At 39.0% G+C, this 26,630-nt stretch carries 27 protein-coding genes and 1 rRNA gene; 8 read left to right on the forward strand and 20 right to left on the reverse strand.

Translation table 11 applies throughout. The features are described from left to right. Nucleotides 1-396 precede the first annotated feature (396 nt). On the forward strand, nt 397-876 hold the full coding sequence (locus tag I6E80_RS19810; protein WP_024596401.1) for an RNA-binding protein: 480 nt from the start codon (nt 397-399) through the stop codon (nt 874-876). Here the strand turns inward: I6E80_RS19810 and murI are convergent. Both murI and I6E80_RS19820 read right to left on the reverse strand, forming a co-directional pair. Continuing rightward, nucleotides 839-1,639 carry a glutamate racemase gene (gene murI / locus I6E80_RS19815; protein ID WP_197186284.1) on the reverse strand — a complete coding sequence of 267 codons (801 nt, stop codon included), beginning with the start codon at nt 1,637-1,639 and terminating at the stop codon, nt 839-841. The two genes, I6E80_RS19810 and murI, sit on opposite strands and share 38 nt — an antisense overlap. Nucleotides 1,640-1,704: 65 nt before the next feature. After that, complete coding sequence (locus tag I6E80_RS19820; protein WP_076926102.1) at nt 1,705-2,844, reverse strand: DUF5610 domain-containing protein; 1,140 nt, start codon at nt 2,842-2,844, stop codon at nt 1,705-1,707. Nucleotides 2,845-3,006: 162 nt separating this feature from the next. Between I6E80_RS19820 and trmA the strand changes: the two genes are divergently transcribed. Further along, nucleotides 3,007-4,104: a tRNA (uridine(54)-C5)-methyltransferase TrmA gene (trmA, locus tag I6E80_RS19825; RefSeq protein WP_076926104.1), complete on the forward strand. Its 1,098-nt coding sequence runs from the start codon at nt 3,007-3,009 to the stop codon at nt 4,102-4,104. 66 nt (nt 4,105-4,170) lie between these two features. Here trmA and I6E80_RS19830 read toward each other — a convergent pair whose 3' ends face one another. From I6E80_RS19830 to ccoG, 4 genes are all read right to left on the reverse strand, one after another. Continuing rightward, nucleotides 4,171-4,809 carry a thiol:disulfide interchange protein DsbA/DsbL gene (locus I6E80_RS19830; RefSeq protein ID WP_076926100.1) on the reverse strand — a complete coding sequence of 213 codons (639 nt, stop codon included), beginning with the start codon at nt 4,807-4,809 and terminating at the stop codon, nt 4,171-4,173. A 16-nt stretch (nt 4,810-4,825) separates the two neighbouring features. Then, the gene (locus I6E80_RS19835; RefSeq protein WP_007586563.1) at nt 4,826-5,449 is read right to left on the reverse strand and encodes a thiol:disulfide interchange protein DsbA/DsbL; all 624 of its coding nucleotides are present in this window, start codon (nt 5,447-5,449) and stop codon (nt 4,826-4,828) included. A gap of 32 nt (nt 5,450-5,481) precedes the next feature. After that, complete coding sequence (locus I6E80_RS19840; protein ID WP_008137601.1) at nt 5,482-6,456, reverse strand: serine/threonine protein kinase; 975 nt, start codon at nt 6,454-6,456, stop codon at nt 5,482-5,484. 86 nt (nt 6,457-6,542) lie between these two features. Next, nucleotides 6,543-7,973, reverse strand: coding sequence for a cytochrome c oxidase accessory protein CcoG (gene ccoG / locus I6E80_RS19845; RefSeq protein ID WP_197186285.1), 1,431 nt, complete (start codon nt 7,971-7,973; stop codon nt 6,543-6,545). Nucleotides 7,974-8,261: 288 nt separating this feature from the next. Here ccoG and I6E80_RS19850 point away from each other — a divergent pair, with 288 nt between their 5' ends. Beyond that, nucleotides 8,262-8,621: a hypothetical protein gene (locus I6E80_RS19850; protein WP_197186286.1), complete on the forward strand. Its 360-nt coding sequence runs from the start codon at nt 8,262-8,264 to the stop codon at nt 8,619-8,621. After that, nucleotides 8,621-8,827, forward strand: a complete 207-nt coding sequence (locus I6E80_RS19855) for a hypothetical protein (protein ID WP_024597719.1) — start codon at nt 8,621-8,623, stop codon at nt 8,825-8,827. The genes I6E80_RS19850 and I6E80_RS19855 overlap by 1 nt, the downstream gene beginning before the upstream one ends. A gap of 24 nt (nt 8,828-8,851) precedes the next feature. Here I6E80_RS19855 and I6E80_RS19860 read toward each other — a convergent pair whose 3' ends face one another. From I6E80_RS19860 to gspC, 13 genes are all read right to left on the reverse strand, one after another. After that, entirely contained in the window at nt 8,852-9,439 is a 588-nt protein-coding gene (locus I6E80_RS19860; protein ID WP_024597720.1) for a UPF0149 family protein, read from the reverse strand. A 22-nt stretch (nt 9,440-9,461) separates the two neighbouring features. After that, the gene (locus I6E80_RS19865) at nt 9,462-10,220 is read right to left on the reverse strand and encodes a type II secretion system protein N (RefSeq protein WP_197186287.1); all 759 of its coding nucleotides are present in this window, start codon (nt 10,218-10,220) and stop codon (nt 9,462-9,464) included. Nucleotides 10,221-10,223: 3 nt separating this feature from the next. Then, nucleotides 10,224-10,697, reverse strand: coding sequence for a type II secretion system protein GspM (gene gspM, locus I6E80_RS19870; RefSeq protein WP_197186288.1), 474 nt, complete (start codon nt 10,695-10,697; stop codon nt 10,224-10,226). Continuing rightward, nucleotides 10,694-11,902, reverse strand: a complete 1,209-nt coding sequence (gspL, locus tag I6E80_RS19875; RefSeq protein WP_197186289.1) for a type II secretion system protein GspL — start codon at nt 11,900-11,902, stop codon at nt 10,694-10,696. The genes gspM and gspL overlap by 4 nt, the downstream gene beginning before the upstream one ends. Beyond that, nucleotides 11,899-12,888, reverse strand: coding sequence for a type II secretion system minor pseudopilin GspK (gene gspK, locus I6E80_RS19880; RefSeq protein ID WP_024597724.1), 990 nt, complete (start codon nt 12,886-12,888; stop codon nt 11,899-11,901). The genes gspL and gspK overlap by 4 nt, the downstream gene beginning before the upstream one ends. After that, nucleotides 12,881-13,531 carry a type II secretion system minor pseudopilin GspJ gene (gene gspJ, locus I6E80_RS19885; RefSeq protein ID WP_076926096.1) on the reverse strand — a complete coding sequence of 217 codons (651 nt, stop codon included), beginning with the start codon at nt 13,529-13,531 and terminating at the stop codon, nt 12,881-12,883. Before gspJ ends, gspK begins: the two co-directional genes overlap by 8 nt. Then, nucleotides 13,532-13,906, reverse strand: a complete 375-nt coding sequence (gene gspI / locus I6E80_RS19890; protein WP_024597726.1) for a type II secretion system minor pseudopilin GspI — start codon at nt 13,904-13,906, stop codon at nt 13,532-13,534. Then, nucleotides 13,906-14,493, reverse strand: coding sequence for a prepilin-type N-terminal cleavage/methylation domain-containing protein (locus tag I6E80_RS19895; protein ID WP_024597727.1), 588 nt, complete (start codon nt 14,491-14,493; stop codon nt 13,906-13,908). Before I6E80_RS19895 ends, gspI begins: the two co-directional genes overlap by 1 nt. Nucleotides 14,494-14,542: 49 nt before the next feature. Then, nucleotides 14,543-14,965 (reverse strand): type II secretion system major pseudopilin GspG, encoded by a 423-nt coding sequence (gene gspG, locus I6E80_RS19900; RefSeq protein ID WP_007586585.1) that lies wholly within the window; start codon nt 14,963-14,965, stop codon nt 14,543-14,545. An 80-nt stretch (nt 14,966-15,045) separates the two neighbouring features. Further along, the gene (gene gspF / locus I6E80_RS19905) at nt 15,046-16,281 is read right to left on the reverse strand and encodes a type II secretion system inner membrane protein GspF (protein WP_076926095.1); all 1,236 of its coding nucleotides are present in this window, start codon (nt 16,279-16,281) and stop codon (nt 15,046-15,048) included. A gap of 2 nt (nt 16,282-16,283) precedes the next feature. Further along, entirely contained in the window at nt 16,284-17,849 is a 1,566-nt protein-coding gene (gspE, locus tag I6E80_RS19910) for a type II secretion system ATPase GspE (protein WP_024605967.1), read from the reverse strand. After that, nucleotides 17,842-19,905, reverse strand: coding sequence for a type II secretion system secretin GspD (gene gspD / locus I6E80_RS19915; RefSeq protein ID WP_024598236.1), 2,064 nt, complete (start codon nt 19,903-19,905; stop codon nt 17,842-17,844). The genes gspE and gspD overlap by 8 nt, the downstream gene beginning before the upstream one ends. Before the next feature lie 23 nt (nt 19,906-19,928). Beyond that, nucleotides 19,929-20,870 carry a type II secretion system protein GspC gene (gene gspC, locus I6E80_RS19920; RefSeq protein ID WP_024598237.1) on the reverse strand — a complete coding sequence of 314 codons (942 nt, stop codon included), beginning with the start codon at nt 20,868-20,870 and terminating at the stop codon, nt 19,929-19,931. Nucleotides 20,871-21,080: 210 nt separating this feature from the next. Here gspC and hslR point away from each other — a divergent pair, with 210 nt between their 5' ends. The 4 genes from hslR to I6E80_RS19940 all read left to right on the forward strand — a co-directional run bounded on the left by hslR (nt 21,081) and on the right by I6E80_RS19940 (nt 25,460). Continuing rightward, nucleotides 21,081-21,503: a ribosome-associated heat shock protein Hsp15 gene (hslR, locus tag I6E80_RS19925; RefSeq protein ID WP_024598238.1), complete on the forward strand. Its 423-nt coding sequence runs from the start codon at nt 21,081-21,083 to the stop codon at nt 21,501-21,503. Nucleotides 21,504-21,515: 12 nt separating this feature from the next. Next, nucleotides 21,516-22,361 (forward strand): Hsp33 family molecular chaperone HslO, encoded by an 846-nt coding sequence (hslO, locus tag I6E80_RS19930; protein ID WP_076926093.1) that lies wholly within the window; start codon nt 21,516-21,518, stop codon nt 22,359-22,361. A gap of 267 nt (nt 22,362-22,628) precedes the next feature. Next, complete coding sequence (locus I6E80_RS19935) at nt 22,629-24,167, forward strand: phosphoenolpyruvate carboxykinase (protein ID WP_197186290.1); 1,539 nt, start codon at nt 22,629-22,631, stop codon at nt 24,165-24,167. A 141-nt stretch (nt 24,168-24,308) separates the two neighbouring features. Continuing rightward, nucleotides 24,309-25,460 carry a PepSY domain-containing protein gene (locus tag I6E80_RS19940; RefSeq protein WP_231616831.1) on the forward strand — a complete coding sequence of 384 codons (1,152 nt, stop codon included), beginning with the start codon at nt 24,309-24,311 and terminating at the stop codon, nt 25,458-25,460. Between the two features lie 849 nt (nt 25,461-26,309). Here I6E80_RS19940 and rrf read toward each other — a convergent pair. Further along, nucleotides 26,310-26,424 (reverse strand): 5S ribosomal RNA (gene rrf, locus I6E80_RS19945). Nucleotides 26,425-26,630 lie beyond the last annotated feature (206 nt).

A 26,630-nucleotide genomic window follows, 5' to 3' on the forward strand; every position in this document is an offset into this window, starting at 1 on the left:
TCGCTTTAGCGTCTCAAGGGATGCGAATAATACACCCTTTATTTTTCGAGTCAACACTTTGTTTTAAACTTTCTTTCGACAATTTAAAACCGAAGTTTTATTTAACTCTCTGATTTGTTCCTGCCTCGCTATGCGTTGGCGTTTCCCGTCTCAGTGGGGTCGCATTATAGGGAGATCCGAAAACAGATCAACCCTTTTTTTAGATCTTTTTACTGTTCGAACAAAAATAGAACAAAACCACGTAAAACTATATGAAACCCCGCCTAAGGTGATGCTTTTTTGTGCTCTCATTTATAATTTAATACAAATATCATTGCTATGTTTGATTTAGACGTTAAGATAGCAAGTTCACAATGTTAAATTAATGTTTATTTCCTGTTTATTGGTAGATCTAAAATGAAATTACCCGATCAAAAATCTTTTATCTTCTCTGTTATTCTTGCTGTAGTTGGTTTTGTTGTTGTTGAGTTTGCTTTAGGCGGCTTAGCTTTAAACCCTGCATTACTATTTGGTGCTGGTTTATTAATAGGTGCAATTGCTATTGCTGCAATATCATCTGATGTGACTGAAGAAGCTGAAGTTAAAACAAAAACGCTTTATGTTGGTAACCTTCCTTATCGTGCAAACGAAGGTGTGGTTCGTGCATTATTTGAAGAACAAGGCAAAGTATTCAATGTTCGTTTATTAAAGGATAAGAATACTGGCAAACGTCGTGGCTTTGGTTTTGTTGAAATGGCGCAAGCTGATGCAGACAATGCAATTGCTAACTTGAACGATAGCGAGTTCCAACAACGTACTTTAAAGGTACGTGAAGCAAAACAAAAACAAGAAGATGATTCTAATGCTCTGCGTACTGAGACGGATCAGTCAGTGTAACTAGCTTTACCGCTAGCTTATTGCTAAACACATCAGCCGTTGCATAATATTGCAGCGGCTTTTTTATGTCTGTCAGTTTATTCATATGTAAGTTAAGTTGCTTAAGTAGGTAGTCGACTCTATTTGCTATCGCTACACCTGAATCAAGTAATTTAACCTTTCCTTCAAAATACTGACTAATAGGCTCTGCTAGTATTGGAAAGTGCGTACATCCTAATACAAGTACATCTATGGTTTTGTCTATATGTAGGTCATCAAGCACTTGATGCAACTTGTTTATATCCAAGGACTCTGTAAAAAAGTATTGCTCAGCTAAAGTTACTAACTCCACACTACTATATAGATTAACGATTACATTACGTGCATGTTCAGCAATTAATGTTTTAGTGTATGAACTGGCGACCGTGGCTGGTGTGGCTAATAAGCCAATATGATTTGAACGTGTTAACTCTGCCGCAGGCTTTATTGCTGGCACAACGCCTACAATAGGAATATCCGTAATTTGACGAACAGCACTAAGTGCAGATGTAGAAGCGGTATTACACGCTATTACAATTAAATCAACGCTAAGCGTATTAGCTTTGATGAAATGAATAAGTGAGCATAATCGGTTAATGATTGTCTGCTGGGATTGAGCACCATAAGGTAGTAAAGCATTATCCATAAAATAACTGTACTGAGCATTTGGGATACTGTGCTTTATATGCTCAAGTACAGTAGTTCCACCAATACCTGAATCAAAGACCATTATATGCGCTGACAAACTACTGTTCCCACTTTACTTTAAGAACGGCAGTTTGCCATGAGGTATTTATAAAAGAAAGTAGTTTAACTTTGCGTGGTTTCTAAATCAGCAAGATCGTCGGCTGCTGAATTTAACTGATTAAGGTTTTCGAACATAGACTTTGTGTAATCTACTAACTTATCTATTTGTTCCTGATCTTGATTTAACCACTGTAGAATGCCAGCTAGTTGATTTTGTAATCCAAGTTCGCCCGCTTTTTCAAAAGCATTTTTAAGGTCATCATTAAAGGGAGCTAAGCCCTCTGATACTTGTTTTTCTGGTGCTGGTTTATATTCTTCATAGCTTTTAACTGTGGCTATTGTTTTTGTTTGGCGTAAATCCATAGAAAAAGCCACCAGCTGGTCACTGTCTAAACTCAGCTCTTGAGCTTGTTCAAATGCTTCATCCAGGTCACCACCAAAAAATGTTTTACTTAAATCTTGTAAATCTTCCATCATCGCATTAATAGCTTCTTGCTCTTGCTCGTTTAAGTCACCATTAACCGACATCGAAAATGATACCTGTCGAGATTGCGATGATGAGCTTGCAAACGACTCGCTATTACTGTTTTGCTGATAGCCGCTTGCCGATTGAGATTCAAATGCATCTGCAAAGCTGATACTTACCTCATCACCTTCTGCGGTGGTAAATTTATACTCTGCATTACTCGTCATACTGACATATTGAGCCTGGCTTATATTTACGCTGGCAGGTTGTGGGTTAAATAATGACTCTTCAAACTCATCAAGCCCATTGTAAATACCCTCTTTAGATTTATTAATGCCCTCTTCCATGTCGTCATTAAATACGCCAGTTCCTTTGAGCTCATCAACCGCGTCATCGATCCCTATTTGGACTCCTTTGCGCGCGTCGCCTAACATATCTTTGAGCTTTTCGTCATCAGCGCCGTTAGCTTTTGCTTTATTAACAGCACTACTTACAAAATCGAGTACGTTTTTTACTATTTCATCAAAATCAAATAGTGGTTTATCTGCTTTTTTTTCTGCGATAGGTAATCCAAGCTGCTCAGCCATTTTATCGCCAAGCACCTTTGCGGCCAACTCTCGACCTCGTTGTTGATAGCTATCCTGAGGAGACGTAATTGTAGGTTGCTGTATATCAGCTTTATTGTTGAATTTATTGATGTTGTTGTTTGGCGTAAAGCCATAATTACCTATTTTCATGATTCGTCTCCTAAGCGTGCGTAGTTTATTATCGGCTATAACACTAAAAACTAAAGTACAATGTTCAATAAAACAGCATAAATGCTAGCCAAAACTAGACAAATACGCAGCGCTCCCTACAATAGCGCCGATAAACAGATCTTAGATAAGGTAGTAGCGTTAATGGCAGTTATTAAAATAGATACCACACAGTACCAAGCGCAGTTAAGTGAAAAAGAGCAGCGTATTAGTGCACAGTTCCAACGTTTTGGTGTGGAGCAATTAGAAGTATTTAGCTCAGAGCCAACTAACTACCGCCAACGTGCTGAATTTAGAGTATGGCACGATGGTGACGATCTGTTTCACATTATGTTTGATCAACAAACAAAAGAAAAAATCCGTGTTGATACATTTGATCCCGCAGCGCCTCTAGTAGGTGAAATAATGCAGGTGATGATTGAGCATCTTAAGCCTTGTGAAATATTACGTCGTAAGTTATTTCAAATCGATTACCTATCAACGCTAAGCGGTGAAATTTTAGTAAGCTTGCTTTATCACAAACCACTTGATGATGAATGGTTAAGTGAAATTAAAGCGCTTAAAGAAAAACTAAGCAGTAAATACAAAATTGACTTTATAGGCCGCGCTCGCAAACAAAAAGAAGTGCTGGGTGATGACTTTGTAACTGAGCGTTTAACAGTTAATGGTCAAGAGCTTATTTATCAACAAGTAGAAAATAGCTTTACTCAGCCTAATGCAAAAGTAAATATTAATATGTTGGAGTGGGCACAAGATTTATGTAAGCCACTTAAAAATGATTTATTAGAACTTTATTGCGGTAACGGAAACTTTTCTATTGCGCTAGCAGGCTCTTTTAATAAAGTATTAGCGACGGAAATATCAAAATCATCTGTTCATTCTGCTCAATACAATATTGCTAAAAATAACGTAGAGAACTTAGATATTATTCGTATGTCTAGTGAAGAGTTTACTCAAGCAATGAATGGCGAACGTACTTTTTCTCGTTTAGACGGTATTGATCTTAAAAGCTATGACTGCCAAACCATATTAGTTGATCCACCGCGCGCAGGCATGGATGAATTAACGTGTGACTTAGTGGCTAACTACGAAAGCATAATTTATATATCGTGTAATCCAGAAACCCTTGAGCGTGACCTTGATCACTTAACACGTACGCACAACGTTAAGCGCTTTGCTATATTTGATCAGTTCCCTTATACGCATCACATTGAGTCGGGTGTTTTCTTACAGCGTAAATAAATACGCTCAGTAAACGTTGCCCATAAAAAAAAGCTCCCTGAGGAGCTTTTTTAGTTTTAGCTAAATTTATTTGCTAGCTAAATAATTAATCAGTTTACCAATGTCTTCTGGCTCAGTAATACCCGACTCACGACCTAGGTTTAATTTATACTTACCATTTACAATAAATGTAGGTACGCCACGTAGTGCGCCTTTTTCTTTGAAGTAGTCCTGATCGCGTTTCATTTTAGAGCTCAGCGTACGTACCGAGAAGCTTTTGAAAAGTTTATCAAACTTATCGCCATCAACGCCCTGTGCTACAAATATATCTTTTACATCTGCAAGCTCATTAAATTTAGCGCGCTTGGTATGGATATGATTAAAGATTGCAGAGACAATTTTATCTTTTTGCGGAAGCACTTCTGCAGTAGCAAGTGCCTGGCTCATCATCTGTTGATTTTCAGGGTCACGTACACCTACAAAATCAACATGGCTCTTTTTAAATTTAACGTTTTTATCAAGCTTAGGCTTAAATTCACCAATTAATGCTTCCATGTTATTACATGCAGGGCAGTAAAATGAGAAAAACTCTTTAATTTCTGGCTTTTTAGTTGCTCGCTCAGAAACCACATCGTAATGCACGCCCTCTTCGTACGTTGCTGCAAAGCTTGTTGCCGCCATAGGAAGTAGTACTGCAAGCAAACCTGCTTTAACTAATTTAATCATTATTATGCTCCGAAATTTATAGTGCTAATAAAAACGCTACTAACTCATCAAGTTCTTTTTGGTTTTTGATGGTATTGAGGTTTATTTTATATTTATCGTTAACAATAAAAGTAGGTACACCTGTAAGTGCGCCTAATTTTGAATATTTATTTTGTTTGTTTTGCATTGCTTGCTCAGCCGAAATAACTGGCATGCTTGCAATTTCTTGATCAAACGTTGCGCTATCAATACCGTTTACTTCAAGTAATTTTTTAACGTCTTTCATTTCAGTTAAAGGAGCACGCTGAACATGAATACTTTTAAAAATTTGATCGCTAATACTCTGCGCCTGACCATGCTGCTTAGCAATTAAGTAGGCAAAGCTTAAATTACTTTGTGCTTGTGGTGACACGCCACCTAAAAAGTTCACGTGGTTTTTAATAAACTCAGCACCTTCTGGTAGGCCTTGTTCAATTGCTTTTGCTACGGGTTCAAACTTAAAACAATGTGGACAGTAAAATGAGAAAAACTCGGTTACTTGTGGCGATGTACTTTTGTCTACATCAATAACAGTGTATTGATTATCAACTTCAAACTGTGCAGCAAGTGCTGCAAATGGTAAACATAAAAGTAATAAACTCAGTTTTAATTTTTTAAGCATGTATATCTCGTGTACTTGTTTTAAATAAAAGATTACGGCAATAACTTTAACGGTGCTTCTTGCAGTGCTGCAAGTTGCTCCTTCAATGCTAAAATTTGTTGCTCCCAGTATTTGTCATCAGCAAACCATGTAAAGTTCCGCACAAAGGCAGGATCGCTCCATCGTTTAGCTACCCATCCCATATAATGGATAATACGCATCGCTCGCAGCGGTTCAATTAATTTGAGTTGAGAGTGATCAAAATCACAAAACTCTTCATACGCATTCACAAGGGTATCTAACTGTAACAGTTGCGTCGCTCTATCGCCACTGAGCATCATCCATAGATCTTGGATTGCAGGACCTTGGCGACTATCATCTAAATCTACAAACATGAGCGCATCCCCTGCCCACAAAATATTGCCAACGTGACAGTCACCATGTAAGCGAATACTTTGTACATCTTTATACTGTTTTTGCGCCTGCTCTATCACTAAATCTAAAATAGTGTAAAAGGCGGTATTTATTCCCATAGGCACTAAATTACTTTTTTGAAGATGAACTTTGGCTGTATGCAAATATTCATCACAGGTAACTGTTGGCCTGTAAGTAAAAGGTTTTGTTTTAGCCACTTGGTGCATACGGCCAATTAAACGCCCCATTACATCAAGCTGATCTAAGTTATCAACCTCAAATAAACGCCCACCTACACTTGGAAACAACACAAACAAATAACCTTCGTGTTCAAACAAGCTTTGCCCATTATATAAAATAGGGGCAACAACAGGTACTTCCGCTTCAGCCAGTTCAAATGCAAAGTCATGCTCTTCTTGAATTTGCTCTTTACTCCAGCGCTCTGGGCGATAAAACTTCACTACGTAACGCAGACCATCATCGGCTTTAAATTGGTACACTCTGTTTTCATAGCTATTGAGTGCCAACAAACCAGATTCGGCGTACACACCTACGCTTTCTATTGCATCGAGTATTAGGTCAGGTGTTAAGTCAATAAAACTAAATTTACTCATACTCTTCTTATATAAAATAAAAAGCGGGTTATATACCCGCTTTTGTTAATTGCTATATCAACTCACCTATTTAAGGTAGGTTGTGATTATCGCGCTTTAAAAAAGTTACTCGACTGCGATATTGTCTCATCCGGCTCATCTACCGGTGAAAGCACAAAGTTAAACTCTGTCATCGGCGCATTCAAATCATAAGGGTCCATTACAAGCGACAATGGCACGTTATGAGATTCCCCTGCCTGCACAGTAAATGACTGCTTACCAATATAATTAAAGTTATCTAACCCTTGTACTTTAATATTAAAAGTTTGCTCGTACTGTGCCTTGTTAATTACCTTTAATGTGTAGGTGTTCTCTACTAAACCATCAAAATCGACACGATATAATTGGTTTCGATCACGAATGATATCAAAGTCCATTGTTTTACGCAGTGCTATATTAGCTACAAGTGCTCCCGTAAGCACAACAAGTATGACCGTGTAACCAATGATTTTAGCTCGTAGTGGATTCGTTTTATTTTCTGGCGTTTCGAGGTTTCGCTCTGTCGTATATGAAATAAGCCCACGCGGGTATTCCATTTTATCCATTACGCCATCACACGCATCAATACATGCACCACAATTAATACACTCAGCTTGTAACCCATTTCTAATATCAATACCTGTTGGGCACACTTGAACACACAAGTTACAGTCGATACAGTCGCCTAGCTCTAAATCTTCATGATCTACTTTACGTGAACGAGGGCCACGGCTTTCACCACGGCTTTCGTCGTACGTTACGGTGTATGTATCTTTATCAAACATAGCTGATTGAAAACGTGAGTAAGGGCAAATGTGTAAACACATAATTTCACGCATCCAACCGGCATTACCATAGGTACACGCAGCAAAGAAAATAATACTGACTAGTGCATAACCACCCACGTTAAACGTTACAAAATCAGGAAGTAACTCCCTTATTGGCGTAAAGTAACCCACAAAAGAAATAGCGGTATATAACGAAAACAATACCCAACTAGTATGCTTTGCCGTTTTACGCCAAAACTTATCAAAGTCCATGGGTCGTTGATCGAGTTTTTTACGCTGATTGGCAGTGCCTTCAAGCTTTTCCTCGAACCAAATAAAAATAAAAGTCCAAACAGTTTGCGGGCAAGTGTAACCACACCACACCCGTCCATAGAAGGTCGTCACTAAAAACAGCGCAAATGCTGCCAGCATAAAAATAAACGCTAATATGGTAAAATCTTGAGGCCATAGCGTTAAACCAAAAATATTGTATTTTTGACCAATTAGATCAAACAGCACAGCTTGCTGGCCATTAAAATTAATCCAAGGAAGTAACATAAACGCAAGTAGGCCTAAAAAGCCAATGCGCTGCCTAAGTAATTGATGTAGGCCTTTTACGGCACGCACATAAATACGATTTCGGGGATTGAACCTATCATCTTGACGGCTTAAATCCGGTTTTTGGATTTTCACCTCTACAGGGATATTCTTTACTTTAATTTGCTTGTCCATCGAAGTTCCTCAACGCCGCTTGGAAATAAAAATCCAGCAATACTCAAGTACTCTATACTTAAAGTTAGCAAGTTACCTGCTAGGCAGATTTACTTTAATAAATTGCCTTCTCGAATACTTTCAGATATTTCAGAAATATCTGACTGCTGTTAACCATTATAACAATGTTGGTTAAAATTACTGGCATAGATTGCTAATAATTTATTCATCCCAGTTACTTGCTTTTAAAATGCAGTTTATTACACTGCATGGTAATTCAACCCTACTTAGATCAAGGTTTACGTATCCATGAAAAAATTTATTATTTTGGTCGTTGTGATCCTTGCCATTTTTACAATCGATCATCCACTTATAAAAGAACCTCGCGAAAGGTTACTAGGTGAAGGCATTGGCTTTTTAAGTGATGCAAGTAAGGTTAATAGAAGCCCTGCTGCAAATATGGCTAAAAATAGAATTAGCACTCAACTTAAACTCTCTGAATCTGAGGGTGAGTACGTAGAAAAAACGTTTACAACAGATGACTCTGTACAGTTATTTCACTTACGCTATTGTCGTGAACGTGACTTAAACCTTTATTTTTATGACAATCGTTTAAATACGGTATGTAAAATAGTGACTGAAGCATTAGAGCAAAAGCGAGCAAAGTAGTGGATTTTTCAGGATTAAATAAAAAAGCAAGCGACTCATTTCATAAACAGCGCAATATGCTCAAGCAATTAGCACAAGGCAAAACGTTAAAGTGTGATAAGTGTAATGGGGTTTTAACACTTGATTTAGCCACCAGCGAGCCTGGTAAAGGCATGGTAAAGTGCAAGCAAGGCTGTACTGATATTGTATTAGAATTAAGCGCTTAGATTAACTAAGCGCTTAAACTCAAGCTATTCGTCCCAACTGTCATCAGTTATTAAACCACTGTTAATGGCCACAACTTCTATAAGTTCTGCAAAGCCTAGTGCAAAGTCACCCATTGATTCATATTGATACTGGCATAAGGCTTCTTTAGTCATACTATTTTGCTGGGCAATCTGTGTAATTGCCTGCTGATCAAGAGCAAAAAAGCTCAGTGTGCTTAGTGCACTCTCTAATGCTTCTTTAAATTCTGCATCTAACTCAGGCGCATTTAAAAGTGGCTCTGCATATGCTTTAGTAGCCACTAAAAAACCTTCGCTCCATGGTTTACAAAATTCAAGAGTAAACTCAACGGGCAGCTTGTATCCTGTTTCAAATACTTGCTCACTAATTTTATGGTATAGCGCCATAAACAAAAAAAGCATTTCTTCATCTAAATCATTGGCTGTATTTGGTAATATCTGCTCAAGCCACTCATGCACATCTAATGGGGTGGGCGAGCAAATAACGCCAAATAAATAGCCTTGGCTTTGCTCAAGGTTCATTGCTTTAGATTGCGTATTTAAAAATGTGCTGAGCTGCTTTGCTTGCAGCTCAGTAAATTGGGGTATTTGCATTAAAACTCTTTATATTCAAATATTAAAAGTTGAGCGGATAACGACCTTGGCTATCTGGTCGGCCTAAAAACTTAACCGCATCATGTACATCTTTAGGTAAGCTAGCATCTGGTTTTACATAGCCTGCCACACTAAAGTCGAAATTAGCTTTAAGTGTAGCATCTGCCTCAAGGCCAAGCGTATTATCTGGGTCAATTAATATAGCAACGTCGCCCGACTTACAACTTAATTTACCAGCCAGAGGACCAATATTAAACCATCCATTTAAGCCTTGTACGTCAATATTAGGACTCGCTATTTCGCCTTTTAGTGAATCACAATAAGGTGCACCTGAGCTGTATTCATCAAGTTCTAAAATTACACGCCCTTTCGCTGTTACAGGCAGAGGAAGTTGCACGCGTTGCATTGCACGCTCTACCGTTGAGCGTACTAGGCCGTCAGTCACTTTAACTTCTTTATTAAAAAGCCCGTAGCTTACATCTGCGTAACCCGAAATATCACTTCGCTCTCGTGCATTACCAAATTTCACATTCGCATTTAGCTCACCTGTAAATAACTTCCAGCCAGCAATGTCCCAGCGCACATTATTTAACTGCTCACCATCAAAGCGAACTTGCATCATTTGACCTTGCCAAACAGTACCTACAGTTTGCCCGACTTCTAATTGCTTTGGAAAATACGGTTTTGCGACATCTAGCGCAATACTTGCTGGTAATTTAATAATACAAAACACAATAAAACTAATTAAAAAGACAGCCGATAACGTTATTATTTTTTTCATTAATTAATTCTCTAATACCAAACGGCTTACACGCACATAGCCTGATTTATCATCGCGGCTTAAATCTAAGTTTTCGATTTTTAAGCCATGTTGATTCACTAGTTCATCTAACCACTCTATTAACTGATTAAATTCTACAGAATCTAACGTCAAACGTAGTGAATCACTATTTGGCTGCATTTTACTAATACTTATTTGATGGCGTCCACGTGTAGAATTAACAATTTGGCTTAAGTTTGCATTGCTAGCAACACTGGTGTTACCCGCAGCCTTTAGCTTAACAATACTTTCATCAACCCAAGCTAATAGCTCTTGTTGTTTAATTTGAGATTGCTGTGCCTTTTCTATCGCATTGTTTAATGGTCTAAATATTCCCATTACTAAAACAAAAATAATAAACACGCCACCAGCGACCATTACCAATTGTTGTTCTTGCTCTTTGAGCGAGCGCCATTGTTGCATTAACTGCTTTTTCATACTGCACCTCGCAGTTTAATTTCGCCAACTACATAATCACCGTCGTTATTTAAAGACCCTTGCTCAACCGTTAAACCTTGTTTTTCAAGTATGATTTTTACTTTACCAAAGGTTTGGAAGTCTTTCGCGCGTGCACGAATGCGCAGCTCATTGCGACGTTTGTCATAACGAAGTGTTTCAGGTGTAAATTCATTGACTTGAGAAAATACGTCAACTAAATTAGTCGTTAAGTCTAAAAAGCCCGACTCACTTGAGCCTTGCACTTTATCTAAAGCGCCTTTAATTTGGCTTTTAATTAGATTAGGGCGAACTTTAGTTCCCGGAAATGCTTTTTGGTATCTGTCGACTACTTGAGCCTTAGCTACTTCTAGTTGTGTATTAAGTTGATGCAGCTCAATCGCTTTTATTGTAATTGTAGAGACCAATGCAACACTTGCTATAGTTGCTGCGCCTTTCCAGTAACCCCACCATAAAGAACTTTGTTTTTTAAGCTGATACATACCTTGGCGTAAGTTAAACTTAACGCTATCTAACTGCTTTGCAAATAATGCTAGAGGTAAGTCATACTCACTCGTTTGCGCTTGTAAGTTAACGCTTTCTGGAAACTGACTAGCTGGGCTGAAATGTTTAATATCAGGATTACCCATGGCTGTTAAGTAGCCATTTAACCAACTAGATTCAACCGCACCAATATGCCATTGCCCTTGCTTAAATAACCATTGGTTATTTAGCTCGATAGCGGTGACTGCGCCATCATCTGCAAGCGGTAACAACAAGGCATCGGGTAATATTCTGTATACTGATAAATTATGCTCAGCAAATAATGCGAGCCATTGTTCAAACCATTCACGGTCAGTCATTGCTACTCGTATTGCATGTTGCTCACCAAGCATTGTCGGCTGCGCTACAGCTATAAACAGTTCATCTACGTCACATGCTATATCTTCTTCGAGCATATATGGCAGTGCTTGCTCAAGCTTGCGATTCCATTTTGTTGGCAAAGCGACTGTTTTTAATTGCACTTGGTCACTTGGTAATAACACGACAACTTCTCGGGTAAGCGCTCTTTCACTTAGCTCACTTAAATGCTCTGCATTTGGTAACTCGCCACTAGCTATTATTTCTTGTTCTTGTGGTGAGTAAATTAACCAGTTAAGTAATTCTTGCTCGTTTTGACCCGTGCGGATCAACAGTATTTCTGTCACTGTACGCCTCCAAATTTTCGCGCCAGTATCGTTACGTCACCGTCTTTAGCGTGCAGTAATGTGGTCATCGAAAAACGCAGGTCGACAAAATTTGCCTGCGTTTGTAATTTAAAATATTCGCTTTTAATACTAAATAAACTTTTTACTGAGTCGGTATTAGTACCGCCTTGCTGCTTCACCTGTTCAAAAAATTCATCAATGGTGTCAAAGCCAGTTTGCGGTCTTGCACCTATCACAGCCTCTGCGCCAGATAAGCTCAAACTTTCTATTAAGGCACTTAGTATAAGAGCTTGCTCTGGAATTAATGTATTTACGTTAATAGATAAAAGCGTACTGCCGGGTATTACACATACATACGGCAATACTTTTTCCATCACTAATGGATTAAAGCCCTTAACTAAGCGCAGCTCCGATGTTGATGCAAATAAACTATTGGCTGTCATATACGGAAAATCTCGTGATAAATACTCGTCTTCCTCTGCGCCTGAGCGATACGTTATGCTGTCCTCGTCAAGCCAATCGAATACGCTATCTGCCATTGTCTCTTCTGATTCATCAGCAGGTAAATCTTCAATATTTTCAAGTAATGCAAATAGTGCTTTATGCGCAGGGTTTGTTTTACTCGCGCTGTTTGTATCTGGCGCTATAGCTAAAGCATTTAAATTTAAACATGCTTGTAAATCAGTAATTTTGCCACTTAACGTGCCGTTATCAACAGGGTATGAAGCATCACCTTGAGTTGCCCAAACTTGATCAAGTGTTGTTTTATCGGCATCATCTTTTTTACTTTGTATTAGCCCTTTAATAGCAAGCTCTTCTGCACCGTAGGCGTACCATTTAGCTTGCTGATGACCTTGCAAATTAGTACTTTTTTGCACTTGCACCATTAAATTAGCACTCATTTCTACTGCTAAAATAGCCGCTAATGCCACAATAAACAAAACAATAACAAGTGCTGCGCCGCGCGATGATTTCTGCTTAACCATTATCCACGCTCGTATCTTGTGTTGTGCTTGGTGGAGCAACAACCTTGCCCTGCCCTGGTACTAAAAATACTCGACGAATCGGCTCTGCTTTTATTTGTTGCAACGTAACAGCAACCGCTTTAGGAAGCGCTTTAATTTCCCACTGTTCTTGCCATTCGTTTTTATCATCCAAAAACTCAAACTTAAGCTCTTCAATATTTTCCAGTACACGTTGAACCCGCGGCTCCATATTATCAAGCTGATCAACATAAACCCGATAAACACGCTCAAGGTTATCGTCTATCACTCTATAACCGACGGCTTGTAGCTCAGAGCGTGGTAATAAATTTATTGGATTTATCCAACCATCTCGTACAAACGCAATACCATCGTACTGGCTTTCTAAAACATAACGACCAGCCAATAAGTATTGCTCTTGAACATCGCCCGACTCATTGCGAACTGCGCGTTTGGTCATTTGGCTAAAATCTTGATCCATTAACCTAAATGTTGTTTGCAATCCATTTAGCTCAGTAATTTTTTCATCTGAGGCATCTTTTGCTCTTGTTGTCGTCTCTAGTATTTGATGAGTAGCAATAATAACAAAAGCTAAAATACCCAGTGCAACCATAACTTCGAGTAATGTAAACCCACGCTGCTTCACTTACTTTTTGCCTTTATTTAAATACGTTGATAACTCATATGCCGAATGCTCATACTTTTCATCCGTAAAAACATTGATTGTTAGCTTAACAAAGCTCTTATCAGCGGTAGCGGTTACTTCTTGTTGCCAAAACCATTCAACGCCGCCCATTACTTCGCTGCCTTTAAGGTTATTTTTACCTTGCCATTGCTCACCTTTAGTACGTTGTTCAATAATAACGTTTTCGGCGACCCACGATGCGTAGGTTTGTTCTTCAATAGTGGTTAAGTGATGTATATGCTCGCTTGTTGCTTGCATTGCCGCTATGCCCGCCATGGCGCAAATACTTAATGCGACAAGCACTTCTAATAAGGTAAACCCTTTAGTATGCTTCATTATTCTGGCTCTCGGCGAAAGTTAATGGGTGCTGTAAATTCACCTTCAATGTAATACACAGGCTCACTTTGATCTTTTAACTCTAATATAAGCTGAAACGCACTTACTTCACCTGATGACAAAATAAGTACTTGTGGGATTTTCAGCTTTTTGAGCTCAAGTAAACTGTCTTCATCGCCACCACTCATAAGCTCGCGCCAGTTAGATTGCTCTAAGAGATTATCTTGCGCCCACGCTAAATCTTCTAAATTAAGAGTAAGCTTTAATCTTTCATCTAACTCGATTGGTTTAAAAAGATCTTCACGGTCAAAGGTAATCCACTTTTCACCATCGAAAACTAAATATTCTAGCGTGTTGTCTTCAACTAACAATCCCAATTCAACTTGGTTTAAAATAGCAAATTCAGATGCCATATTAATGGTGGTATGCAGCCTGAGTGCTTGAGTATCTAATTCTTCCTCCGCACCGCCTTCTAAGCTGTATACCACCATTTTGGTGGCAAAAGCGATGATCACTAGTACCACTAAAATTTCAATTAAACTAAAGCCGCTGCTTTTTGTATGACACTGCTTAAGGCTTGCTTTCATAGCAAGCCTCTAGCAATAACATGTTCATACAAAACGATGTACTTAAGCATTATTGTTTTTCTTCGTCCCAGTTACCGATATCGTCATCAGTACCTACTTCTCCATCTGGGCCCATAGAAAAAATATCAAACTTGCCAATTTCACCTGGGCTAATTAGTTGATATAGATTGCCCCATGGATCCTCTGGTAGTTCATTAATAAAACCACCGTCAGGGAAACGCTTTGGAACCGGTTCAATACTTGTTTGAGTTACTAGCGCTTCAAGACCTTGCTCTGTGCTTGGGTAGCTCTTATTTTTAAGCTTGTATAAGCTCATTGCATCTTCTAATTGCTGAATATCTAGATGCGCTTTATCGATAGCGGCCTCTTCTTGCTGGCCCATAATGTTAGGTGCAACAATTGACATAATCATTCCGATGATAACCAGTACCACCATTACTTCTAGTAAAGAAAAACCTGATTGTTTATTCACGTAATTACCTCATTATTCTAAAAACACTAAGTAAAAATGGTTTAGGTAAAACCATTAATATATTTAAAAATTATTTTAACTTAAAGTCCAACAGCTTTATTCATAGCCATTATTGGCTGTAATATTGCCATTACTATAAATAATACAATAACCGCCATTGAGGCGATCATCGCAGGCTCTAGTAGTTTAAGCGATACATTAACCATGCTCTCAAATTCGCGATCTTGGTTATTTGCAGCACGCTCTAACATTTGCTCTAGTTCACCTGATTTTTCACCACTTGCTATCATATGCAGCATCATTGGTGGAAACAACTTAGTTTGCTGAAGTGCAGCTCTTAAGCTTGCACCCTCACTCACTCTATCGGATGCATCAGCAACCGCTTTTTTAATCTTTTCGTTAATGAGTACGCCACCCGATATACGCATTCCCTCAAGCAGTGGCACTGAACTTGATGATAAAATACTTAAAGTACGCGCAAAACGTGCGGTGTTAATACCACGAGCCACTTTACCTATGCCTGGCATATGTAGCACTCGGTCATCCCACCAAAAACGTATTTTTGGCTGTTTAAGTGCATGCTTAATACCAATAGCGATTGCTGTGATGGCTATTAAACTAATAAACCAGTAATTTTGCACAAAATGGCTACCCGCCATAACCCATTCGGTTGTCCAAGGGAGTACTTGTTTCGTTTTTTCAAACGTTTTTAATATTTTTGGTACCACCGTACCCAGTAATACCGACACAATACCAATTGCAAATACCACTAAAATAATAGGGTAAACCATAGCCTGAGTTATTTGGCTACGCATATGTTGGCGCTGCTCAGTATAGTCGGCTAAACGATTAAGTACTTGATCAAGGTGGCCCGACTTTTCGCCTGCGGCTACCATTGCACGATATAAGTCGTCAAAAACATGAGGAAACTCACTAAGACCATCGGCAAGGGTGTAACCTTCAACTACTTTTGAACGTACCGACATAAGCATACGCTTTAAACGCGGCTTTTCACATTGTTCAGCAACAGCCATAACTGCGCCTTCAACAGGGAGTGCCGATTGTATCAATGTTGCTAATTGGCGGGTTATAAGCGCTAAGTCTGAGGTTGAAATTGTTGGTTTAAAAAAGCCACCGAGTAAAGGGGCTTTTTCACCTTTGACTTGTTTGTCACTTTGCGCCGCAGGGATAACTTCAAGCGGCGTTAATTTTTGGTCACGCAAAGTTTGGCGAATTTGTTTAGCTGTATCGGCCTCTAAAATGCCTTTTTTTTCTTTACCTCGGCCATCTAAGGCACGGTATTCAAACGCCGCCATAGTTAGCCTTCCTCACGGGTAACACGCAAGACTTCTTCAAGTGTTGTTTTACCTGCAAGTACACGGCTACACCCATCTTGGCGAATACTTGGGCTGCGCTTACGAATGTATTTTTCTACGCTTTGCTCGCCTTTACCGTTGTGAATCATTTCACGTATTGTTTCATCAACTACAAGTAACTCGTGAATACCCGTACGACCACGGTAACCATTAAAGTTACACTCTTCACACCCCACCGCTCGGTAGATTGTAGGTTGGCTTTCAAAAGGAGTACCTAACAACTGGCATTCATGCTCATCAGCCGTGTGACCTTCTTTACAGGTATTACATAACGTACGTACTAAACGCTGTGATAACACACCGAGTAACGACGATGAAAGTAAGAATGGTTCAACACCCATATCTTCCATACGTGTAATTGCACCCGATGCAGTATTAGTATGCAGAGTAGACATAACAAGGTGACCGGTAAGTGACGCTTGAACACCAATTTGCGCAGTTTCAAGGTCGCGTATTTCACCCACCATTACTACATCAGGATCTTGACGTAATATTGCACGTAAACCACGAGCAAATGTCATATCAACTTTTGCATTAACTTGAGTTTGGCCTATGCCTGGAATTTCGTACTCTATCGGATCTTCAACAGTAAGAATGTTACGATCGCGTGAGTTAATTTGACTCATACCAGCATATAGGGTGGTACTTTTACCAGAACCTGTTGGCCCTGTTACTAAAATAATTCCGTGAGGTTTACTAATTAAATCTGAAAACAATGCACGATTTTCTGCAGTCATACCTAAGTCTTCAAGGTTTAAACGCGCGTTATTTTTATCAAGTAAACGCAGCACCACACGCTCACCAAAGCTCGATGGCATTGTTGATACACGCACATCAACTGCACGTCCGGCAATACGTAAACTAATACGGCCATCTTGTGGGATACGTTTTTCGGCTATATCAAGCTTAGCCATTACTTTAATACGAGATACAAGTAACGACGCAAGTTTCCGATTAGGCTTAAGGACTTCTTTAAGTACGCCATCTACCCTAAAGCGAATAACAAGCTCTTGCTCGAAGGTTTCGATATGAATATCAGAAGCCCCTTCTTTAATCGCTTCGCTAAGCATGGCATTAATAAGCTTGATTATTGGCGCGTCATCGTCACCAGCAAGTAAATCTTCAGTTTGTGGGAGCTCATCAGCAAGTGAAAATAAGTCAACCTCGTTGCCAATATCTTCCATCATTTGTTGCGTTTCAGAGCTATCACGTTGGTATGACGCTTCAAGCAATAGCTCAAACTTATCATCAGCCAATTGCTCAAGTGTAAAACCATGGCCTGCGATACGACGTACTTCTAATAGTACTTCCACATCTAGCTCACCACGGTAGTAAACTATACGGTGGTCTTTATTTTTGCCAAGTAACACACCTGCACGTTTTGCATACGAAAACGGCAAACGCTTTGCTGGTAACTCAACTAATACATCACTCGTTAATAGTTCATCCTGATTATGCGTTTGAGGATGAACCACATCTTGGTTTATCTCTTGAATCGCATTAGTCATCTTTACGCTCTTGTGCATTTTGTTTACGTAGAGACTCTTCATACGTAGGTGGAAGTACTAATTCGTCATTCCACTCAGGTAAAATAGGCGTATCAGTCATTGGCATTAACTCAATACCGTCTTCTTTTTGTTTAAACTGCTCACCACGAATAAAGTTATATTTATTAAAGCTTAACTTATTCATGCTTACACCATCACGAATAATGGTTGGTCGAATAAACACAATAAGATTACGCTTACGGCGTGTTGTGTTTGTTGATCTAAACAAATGACCTAAAATAGGAATATCGCCTAATAACGGCACCTTAGAAACACTTTCTTGTACGTCTTCGTCAATTAAGCCACCCAGTACAACCATACCGCCATCATCGGCCATAACCGTTGTTTTGATTGCACGTTTATTAACTGAAATATCAACAGCAGTTGCACCACTTACACTTGATACTTCTTGCTCAATTGTAAGCTGTACTGCAGAGCCATCGTTAATCTGTGGCGTAACTATTAGTTTAATACCGACTTCTTGACGCTCAACCGTTTGAAATGGGTTAGCATTATTACTGCCCGTTTGTGAGCCTGTAATAATAGGTACTTCTTGACCAACTAAAATTGAGGCTTCTTCGTTATCCATTGTAGTAATAGACGGTGTAGCCAAAATATTTGAATTTGTATCAGTGGCAACAGCCTGAATAATTGCGCCCCAGTCATTTTTAACAACACCCAGCGCTAAACCATTAATACCACTTAGCAATGAAGCAAGCGCATCATAATCACCCTCAGTCGTTTCATCATAACTAGTAACGTTTCCTGATTCTGTACCAATAATAGTTTTAGTTACGGTTGTATCTTGTGCTTGCTCTGCAGCAACAGCTAATGAACCAACAGGAACCGTAGTACCATTGTTAAATTGCAACATACCGCCCTGCTCAGAAATCCACTGCAGGCCTAAGTTAACCCCGTCACCTTCCATTACTTCAATAATAATGGCTTCTACAAGTACTTGTGCACGGCGAATATCAAGACGTTCAATTACCGACTCAAGCGAGCGCATTGTGTCTGGCTGTGCGGTGATAATTAGTGAATTTGAATCTGGGTGAGCTTCTATACTGCTCTCGTTGTTACTTCTGCTACGAGTCTTAGTGGTACCGCCTTGTGCATCTTCAACAAGTGACTTACTTACGCCTTGCAGTACTTTTACTAAATCTTCAGCTTTAGCATAATTTAGGTAAAACACCTTGGTATTACCTTGGCTTTCTAATTCGCCATCTAAGCGCTTAATAAGCTCTATGGCACGTGTACGTGCTTGGCCTTCACCACTTACAATAACGCTATTAGTTCGGCCATCAGCGACTACTTTTGGAATTAAAAACTCAGGTACGCTGCCTTTGCCGCTGTCTTTATAAATATTGTCTACCACAGAGACAACATCATCTGCTGTTGCATATTTAAGCTTAACAATGTCTACACGCTTATCACCCGCCTGATCAACAGAGCGAATAATCTCAACTAAGCGATTAACCGATGCAGCATGCCCCGTTAACATCATTACGTTAGCCGCATTAAAGTTAGCAACATGGCCGCCATCTTTTTGATCGCTAAATTGACGAACTAAAGGGCCTAGTTCTTGTACGCTCACATTTTTGACACGTACAACACGTGTAATCATCATATCGCCGCTAGCTTCGTTACCTTCGGTAATAAGTGGCACATTTGATTTTTTGGCGTCTGAACTTTTTTCTACCTTAAGAATGCCATTGTCCATTTCAACAGCTGAGTAGCCATAAACTTCCAATACATTTAAGAAGAACTGGTAATAAAGCGCTTCGTCCATTAACTCATAACTGCGAACATTTACTTTGCCGCGCACGTTAGGGTCAATAATTACCGTTTTATTGAGATTTTTACCAACAATATTAATAAACTCGTTGATATCAGTGCCTTTAAAGTTAGCAGCATATTCAACAGCAGAAACAGACAAAGAAATACTTGCCGCCAAAAAAAGTGCCGCGTACTTAGCTAACCCTTTTTTAATTTTTTTGAGGTGTAGCACCTGAACCATTATATTAAAACTCCAAAGCTAAATTATTGCAGACTAAATTGCACATCAATTTGTTCACCATCACGTTCTATAGTGATATTGGCATCTGTACTATTACGCAGCTCGTTAATAGCTGACATAGCCTGTTTTAAATCTGTTAATTGATAGCCATTTATAGAAATAGCCAAATCGTTATTTTTTAATCCCATTTGCTTAAACAGTTCAGGTTCTTTACCTGGACTTAAGCGATATCCAATTAGTTCACCATCATTCATAGCCTGTGAAACACGTATATAGTCAAATAACTTGCCCGGTTCTTCGAGTAACTCTTCACGTGTTTCTATAATTGCTTCTTTAACGTCTGGGTCTGCAGTGGCGTCTATTTGTAATTCACTTGGCTCTAATTTTTGCGGACCCATTTCGGCATCGTCACGCGCAGCGAGTACAGGCATAGATACTTTTTTACTAAAATCGAGCCCATCAAGCATTAATGTTTCAAAACCTCCATTAATACCTAAAATAACACGATCAGGCAGTATCTGCGCTACTTCAGCGCGCGTGCCAAGTACAACCTCTTCAACAAGGTAGCTTACTTGCTTACCTTGTGATTCAATAATTGCTATGCCTGCTTGGTCATCATTATTAACAGCTACAATACCGGTTAAATTAATACTTAGGCGTGTTTCTGGCGCATTATTTATAACCTGCGATTGTTTTGCAGTATTATTGTTGTTTGTTACAGTTTTTTTACCAAATAAAAATTGCTCAATAATATGCTGCGCTGAGTTATTACTCGCACCAGATGGCTGATTAGCATAATGAGTAGGAGTAAGTAGAGTTACTGGTGGTTTCGGCCATAAAAGCCAGACAAGCTTTGATAATAAAAATGCAAGATAAACAACAACTAACAGTGTCACTAATGCACTTAATTTAGCATGCGGTAACCGCGTTAAAAATTGTTTTAGTTGTTGGATTTGCTGTTCCATAAATAGTGTTCTTATTTTAATTTACTGCGTTAGCGCGTACCCATAGTACCCTTTCATTTTTCTTTCAACAAGCACACTAATATTAAACTTTGTAAACAGATTAAATTAACTTTACATAGTAGTACAAAAAGTAAACGGCTGTTGTAATACCTTCATCCTACGATGATTTCATGATAAATTTTAAGCTATAAAAACGTGGGGAAATGCCTTATGAGTAAAAAAAGTAATGCTAATACCAACTCAGACCATGCAGATGAGTTAAAAGTTCGATTAGATAAATGGTTATGGGCTGCACGATTTTATAAAACTCGTGCTGTTGCACGTGAAATGGTGCAAGGCGGCAAAGTACATTATAATGGCCAACGTACAAAAGCGAGCAAAATAGTAGATGTTGGTGCAAAAGTAAAACTTGCTCAGGGTGTAGATGAAAAACTGATAACTATACTCACAGTGCTTGAAAAACGTCAAAGCGCCCCCATTGCACAGACCATGTATCAAGAATCTGATGCAAGTATTGCTAAACGCGAAGAAAACAGCATCGCACGCAAAAATAACAGTTTTTTTGCTCCTCATCCGGATAAAAAACCAGATAAAAAGCAAAGACGCGAACTTTTAAAAATGAAATCAAGTTAGGTATAGCCACTCATGCAACAAGATTTACTTCACCGTTATTTATTCAACGAACTAGATGTTCGTGGCGAACTCGTACAAATCGAGAATGCTTATAATGAAATGATTGCCGACCACAATTACCCAGACCCTGTTAAAGCATTACTAGGTGAGCTACTTGTTGCAACCTGTTTACTAACCGCAACTTTAAAGTTTGAAGGTGAAATTGCAGTACAGCTTCAAGGTGATGGCCCTGTCAAATATGCTGTTATAAATGGTGATGACAAACAAAACATGCGTGGTATTGCACGCCTGCAAAGCGAAATTACGGGTACAACTGTAAAAGAGCTTATTGGCCAAGGCTATATGGTGATCACTATTACACCAAGTAAGGGTGAACGTTACCAAGGTATAGTGCCCTTAGAGCACGATACTCTGAGTGAATGTATAGAAAGTTACTTTGAGCAATCAGAGCAATTAAAGACACGTCTTTGGTTTGCAACCGACACAACTGAAGGTAGCGCAAAAGCATGTGGTCTATTTTTACAAGTACTCCCAGTTGATAAACAAAAATCAATTGAAGACTTTGCGCACTTAGAAGCATTAAGTAACACCATTAAAGATGAAGAGTTGTTACATCTTGATGCAAATACAGTCCTTACACGTCTTTACCACGAAGATAACCCTCGTGTATTTGAGCCTCAAGCGATTAAATTCAAATGCGGTTGTAGTCGTGATAAAACAATTACTGCACTTGTTAATATTGGACAAGAAGAACTACTTAAAGACGTAACCGAAAAAGGGTCTGTTAATATTAACTGTCATTACTGTTTAAAAGAGTATGTTTTTAACGAACAAGATATAAAAAGCATTTTCAACTAAATATTCAGCTTCATCTATATATAGTAATTAAAGCCGCATAATATGCGGTTTTATATTATAAAAAGATGATACCGGTGTCATCTTTTCTGCTAATTTCATGACACCGGTATCATTGAAATTATTCATGTTTTTTCTTAAATATATGTGTTTTTAGAGGCTTTACGGGCTCGAATATCTTAAAACCTTCTGTTACTATAATTTCAGTTTAAGGGCACTGATAACCCCAGAGCTATCCGTTCAAACTCTCACACATAGTTAGGTATAAACATGACTACAGGCGCTACACGTTTTGTCGATTTAACCGCAGCTGAACTTGTCGAGCATGCGATCCGCCGTGGCGAAGGTACTTTAGCCGCAAATGGTGCTTTTGTTGCAATTACAGGAAAACGAACTGGTCGTTCACCAAAAGATCGTTTTATTGTACAAGAAGCTACAACTCAAGATGACATTCAATGGGGCAATGTTAACCGCCCATTTGATGCAGACAAATTTGACGCTTTATGGGCTCGCGTAGAAGCACATGTTCAAAGTAATGACCACTTCACCTCTCACCTAGAAGTTGGCGCAGACCCTGAGCATTATCTACCTGTAGTCGTAACTACAGAAACAGCGTGGCACCATATTTTTGCCAAAAACATGTTTATCGAACCGCAAAACTATAACGCTTCAAACTTACCGCAATGGCAAGTAATGAACGTTCCTTCGTTTGTATGTGAGCCAGAACGTGATGGCACAAATAGCGATGGCACCGTCATTATTAACTTTGCACAGCATAAAGTATTACTAGCTGGTATGCGTTACGCCGGTGAAATGAAGAAATCGATGTTTTCTGTGCAAAACTTCCTACTACCAGCAAAAGGTGTATTACCAATGCACTGCTCTGCTAACGTTGGTGAAGCAGGCGATACAGCATTGTTCTTCGGTTTATCTGGTACAGGTAAAACAACGCTTTCAGCAGATCCAACTCGCTTTTTAATTGGTGATGACGAACACGGTTGGGCACCTGGCAGCGTGTTTAATATTGAAGGCGGTTGTTATGCTAAGTGTATCGACCTGTCACAAAAGAATGAGCCTGTAATTTGGAATGCTATTCGCTTTGGCACTATTTTAGAAAATGTAGTGTTAGATGAAAAAGGCATTCCAGATTTTAACGATACTAGCCTTACTCAAAATAGCCGTGCAGCATATCCACTTGAACACGTTGAAAAACGTAAAGTAGAAAACCGCGCAGGCGAACCAAAAGCTGTTGTATTTTTAACTTGTGATGTAAGCGGTGTATTACCACCAGTTTCTATACTTAGCGAAGAAGCTGCTGCTTTTCACTTTTTAAGTGGATACACAGCAAAAGTTGGCTCTACTGAAATTGGCTCTACTAGCGATATTGAATCAACATTTTCGACATGTTTTGGCGCACCATTCTTCCCACGCCCTGCTGGTGTTTACGCTGAGCTTCTTATGAAGCGTGTACGCGAGTTTGGCGCTAAAGTGTACCTTGTGAATACAGGTTGGACTGGCGGCCCTTACGGCACAGGTAAACGTTTTGATATTCCAACTACTCGTGCAGTAATTGATGCAATCGTATCTGGTAAATTAGCGGGTGTTGAAACTCAGCACATTGATGTTTTAAACCTAGATGTACCGGTAGCCGTTCCTGGTGTAGATACTAACTTACTTAACCCAATCAATACTTGGGAAGACAAAGCTAAGTACAATGAATATGCAGCAAAACTAGCCGCTGACTTCACTGAAAACTTTGCTAAGTACGACGTATCAGACGATATAAAAAATGCAGGACCTAAAGCTTAAGTAAACTTTAAGATTGTATTTTAACGCCAGTCTAGAGCTGGCGTTTTTACTTCTTAAATAATTAATTTAATAAGTGCGACAAAATGCCGCACGAATCATATCAAAAACCATATAATATACTCCATAATCAAACACTTCTTAATGCCCAATAAATCTGCATTACCCATTACGGCTACTCAATTGATGACACCAAAGCTTTCATGGCGAAAAACCTCAAGACGATTACATTTGTACTTAGGCCTCTCGGTAGGCGTATTACTCACTATTATTAGCCTTTCTGGCTCCGTGTTAGTTTATTACCCACAAATAGACTCACTGTTAAATCCAATTAATGACACTACTACTAATACAAAAATACCTGATTGGGATAAAGCATACAGTAAGTTAAGGAAAAATTTCCCTTCAAAGCTCGGACCATGGCGATTAGAAAATACAGGTGTGAATTCAATTGTACCCGCACGCTACTATAACCCTATAGAAACAAAAGAGCATGGCTTTGCGCCTTTAATGGTTTGGCTATCTAGTGATAACGATGAAGTAATACGCAAAGACTACTGGGGGGAATACCTAGTAACTTGGATATACAACTTACATTTTTCATTACTAACAGGAGCAATAGGCACTCTAGTTGTTGGTTATATAGGCATAGCCACATTACTTCTTATTATCTCTGGATTCTTTGCTTGGTTTCCAAAACCTGGGCAATGGATAAAATCGTTAAAATTTAAACGTCGCAGTTCTAAAATAGGTCTACTTTATGACTGGCATAAACTTATTGGTTTGGCTTTGTGCATACCATTATTAGTTTTAACTGCTACAGGCGTTATGCTCGCTATTCCAAAACAAACGGACCCTGTATTAATCGCTCTAGTTAGCAATATAAACTCTCCCTCAAAAACACAAATGCAAGCTAACAAACAATCCAATATTCCTTTATCAAAAGCGATCTTAATAGCTCAAAAAGCATTACCAAGTGCGCGTTTAGCTTGGATTGAAACACCCTCAAACTTAAATGCGATTTACAGATTCAGGTTTCAAACTGACAATGACCCTTCTTATCGCTTCCCGCATAGCTATATCGAAGTTAATGCGTCTACAGGGGAACTAGAGAGCCTGTTTAATATAGATAAGCAAAGCACGGCTAGTAAAATTAAAAACTGGTTACACCCTCTTCATGACGGCAGCATTGGCGGTAACATTTTAAAAGTAATTTGGGTGTTGAGTGGCTTAGGATCTGCTGCATTGTTTTTTATTGGACTATATAGATGGTTAGTTAGAACCAATATAAAATAAACTTTACGCCAATCTACCTAGTTAAATGATCTATTTGAGGAAAAAATCTTTTATTTCGTTGTTCTCGTCATTGACTTCTAAATTGCTCAACCTTCAGTCTCCATGCAATCGCATATCAGAAATTATTAACGCAATTAGCGTCAAGTTCAATCCACCAAATTGATTAGGTATTATTGCCGATTAGTATAATTATCAGGTATGTGTATTTATTCTGCACACGCTATAACGCCAGTTATTTAGAGATGTAATGCGGTAAATAACATTGATGAGCTTAGCACCAGGTAATACTCGTTATACATTGTTTAATAATATATTTAGATGGAGCTATATACTTATAGGAACGTCTAATAAGGGTACTGAATAGTTAGGGCAAGGTTTTATTCAATGTGAAGCAGCTGCATTTATGGAAACATCTACAGGGCTAGATAGTCAGAGTGAAATTACGATCGTATGATTTTAGTGTCGGGAGTCGCTTCGCTCGCCCGGCCTACGCGATGGGTGTTGATATGAGTGTCTATTAATTGTGCGTATTTTACTTTTCTACAGACGTAAAAATCCCGACTCTTTCGAATCGGGCTTTCTACAATGTGAAGTCGGTGCGCTACGCAGTAGGATGTCGTAGTGCCCACAGCGGTAAAAAGTCACAGTGAAATGCTACATACTTATCGGCGTGCAGAGATATTGAGTGATTTTGGTGTGATTAAACATAATTTTAGCGTCAGGAGTCACTACGCTCGCCCGCCCTACGCGATGGATGTTAATGTGAGTGTCTATTAATTGCGCGCATTTTACTTTTCTGCAGACGTAAAAAAGCTCGACTCTTTCGAATCGGGCTTTCTACAATTTGAAGCCTGGTAATGTCCTACTTTCACATAGCAAATGCTACACTATCATCGGCGCTGTTTCGTTTCACTACTGAGTTCGGCATGGAATCAGGTGGGTCCAAAACGCTATTGTCACCAAGCAAATTTGGGCGTTAATCCGTATTTCTACGCACTAACTGAATTTGGAAAATATCTGATAATATTTTTTAAGTCTTTCTTAAGTAATATCTACTTTAGTTATATTAACTTCTTCGCTTGTTTCACTATCACATAAAACGCGTTTGGCGTTGTATGGTTAAGCCTCACGGGTAATTAGTACAAGTTAGCTTAATGGCTCACACCACTT

This window comes from Pseudoalteromonas sp. NSLLW218, assembly GCF_015864775.1.
GTDB lineage: Bacteria > Pseudomonadota > Gammaproteobacteria > Enterobacterales > Alteromonadaceae > Pseudoalteromonas.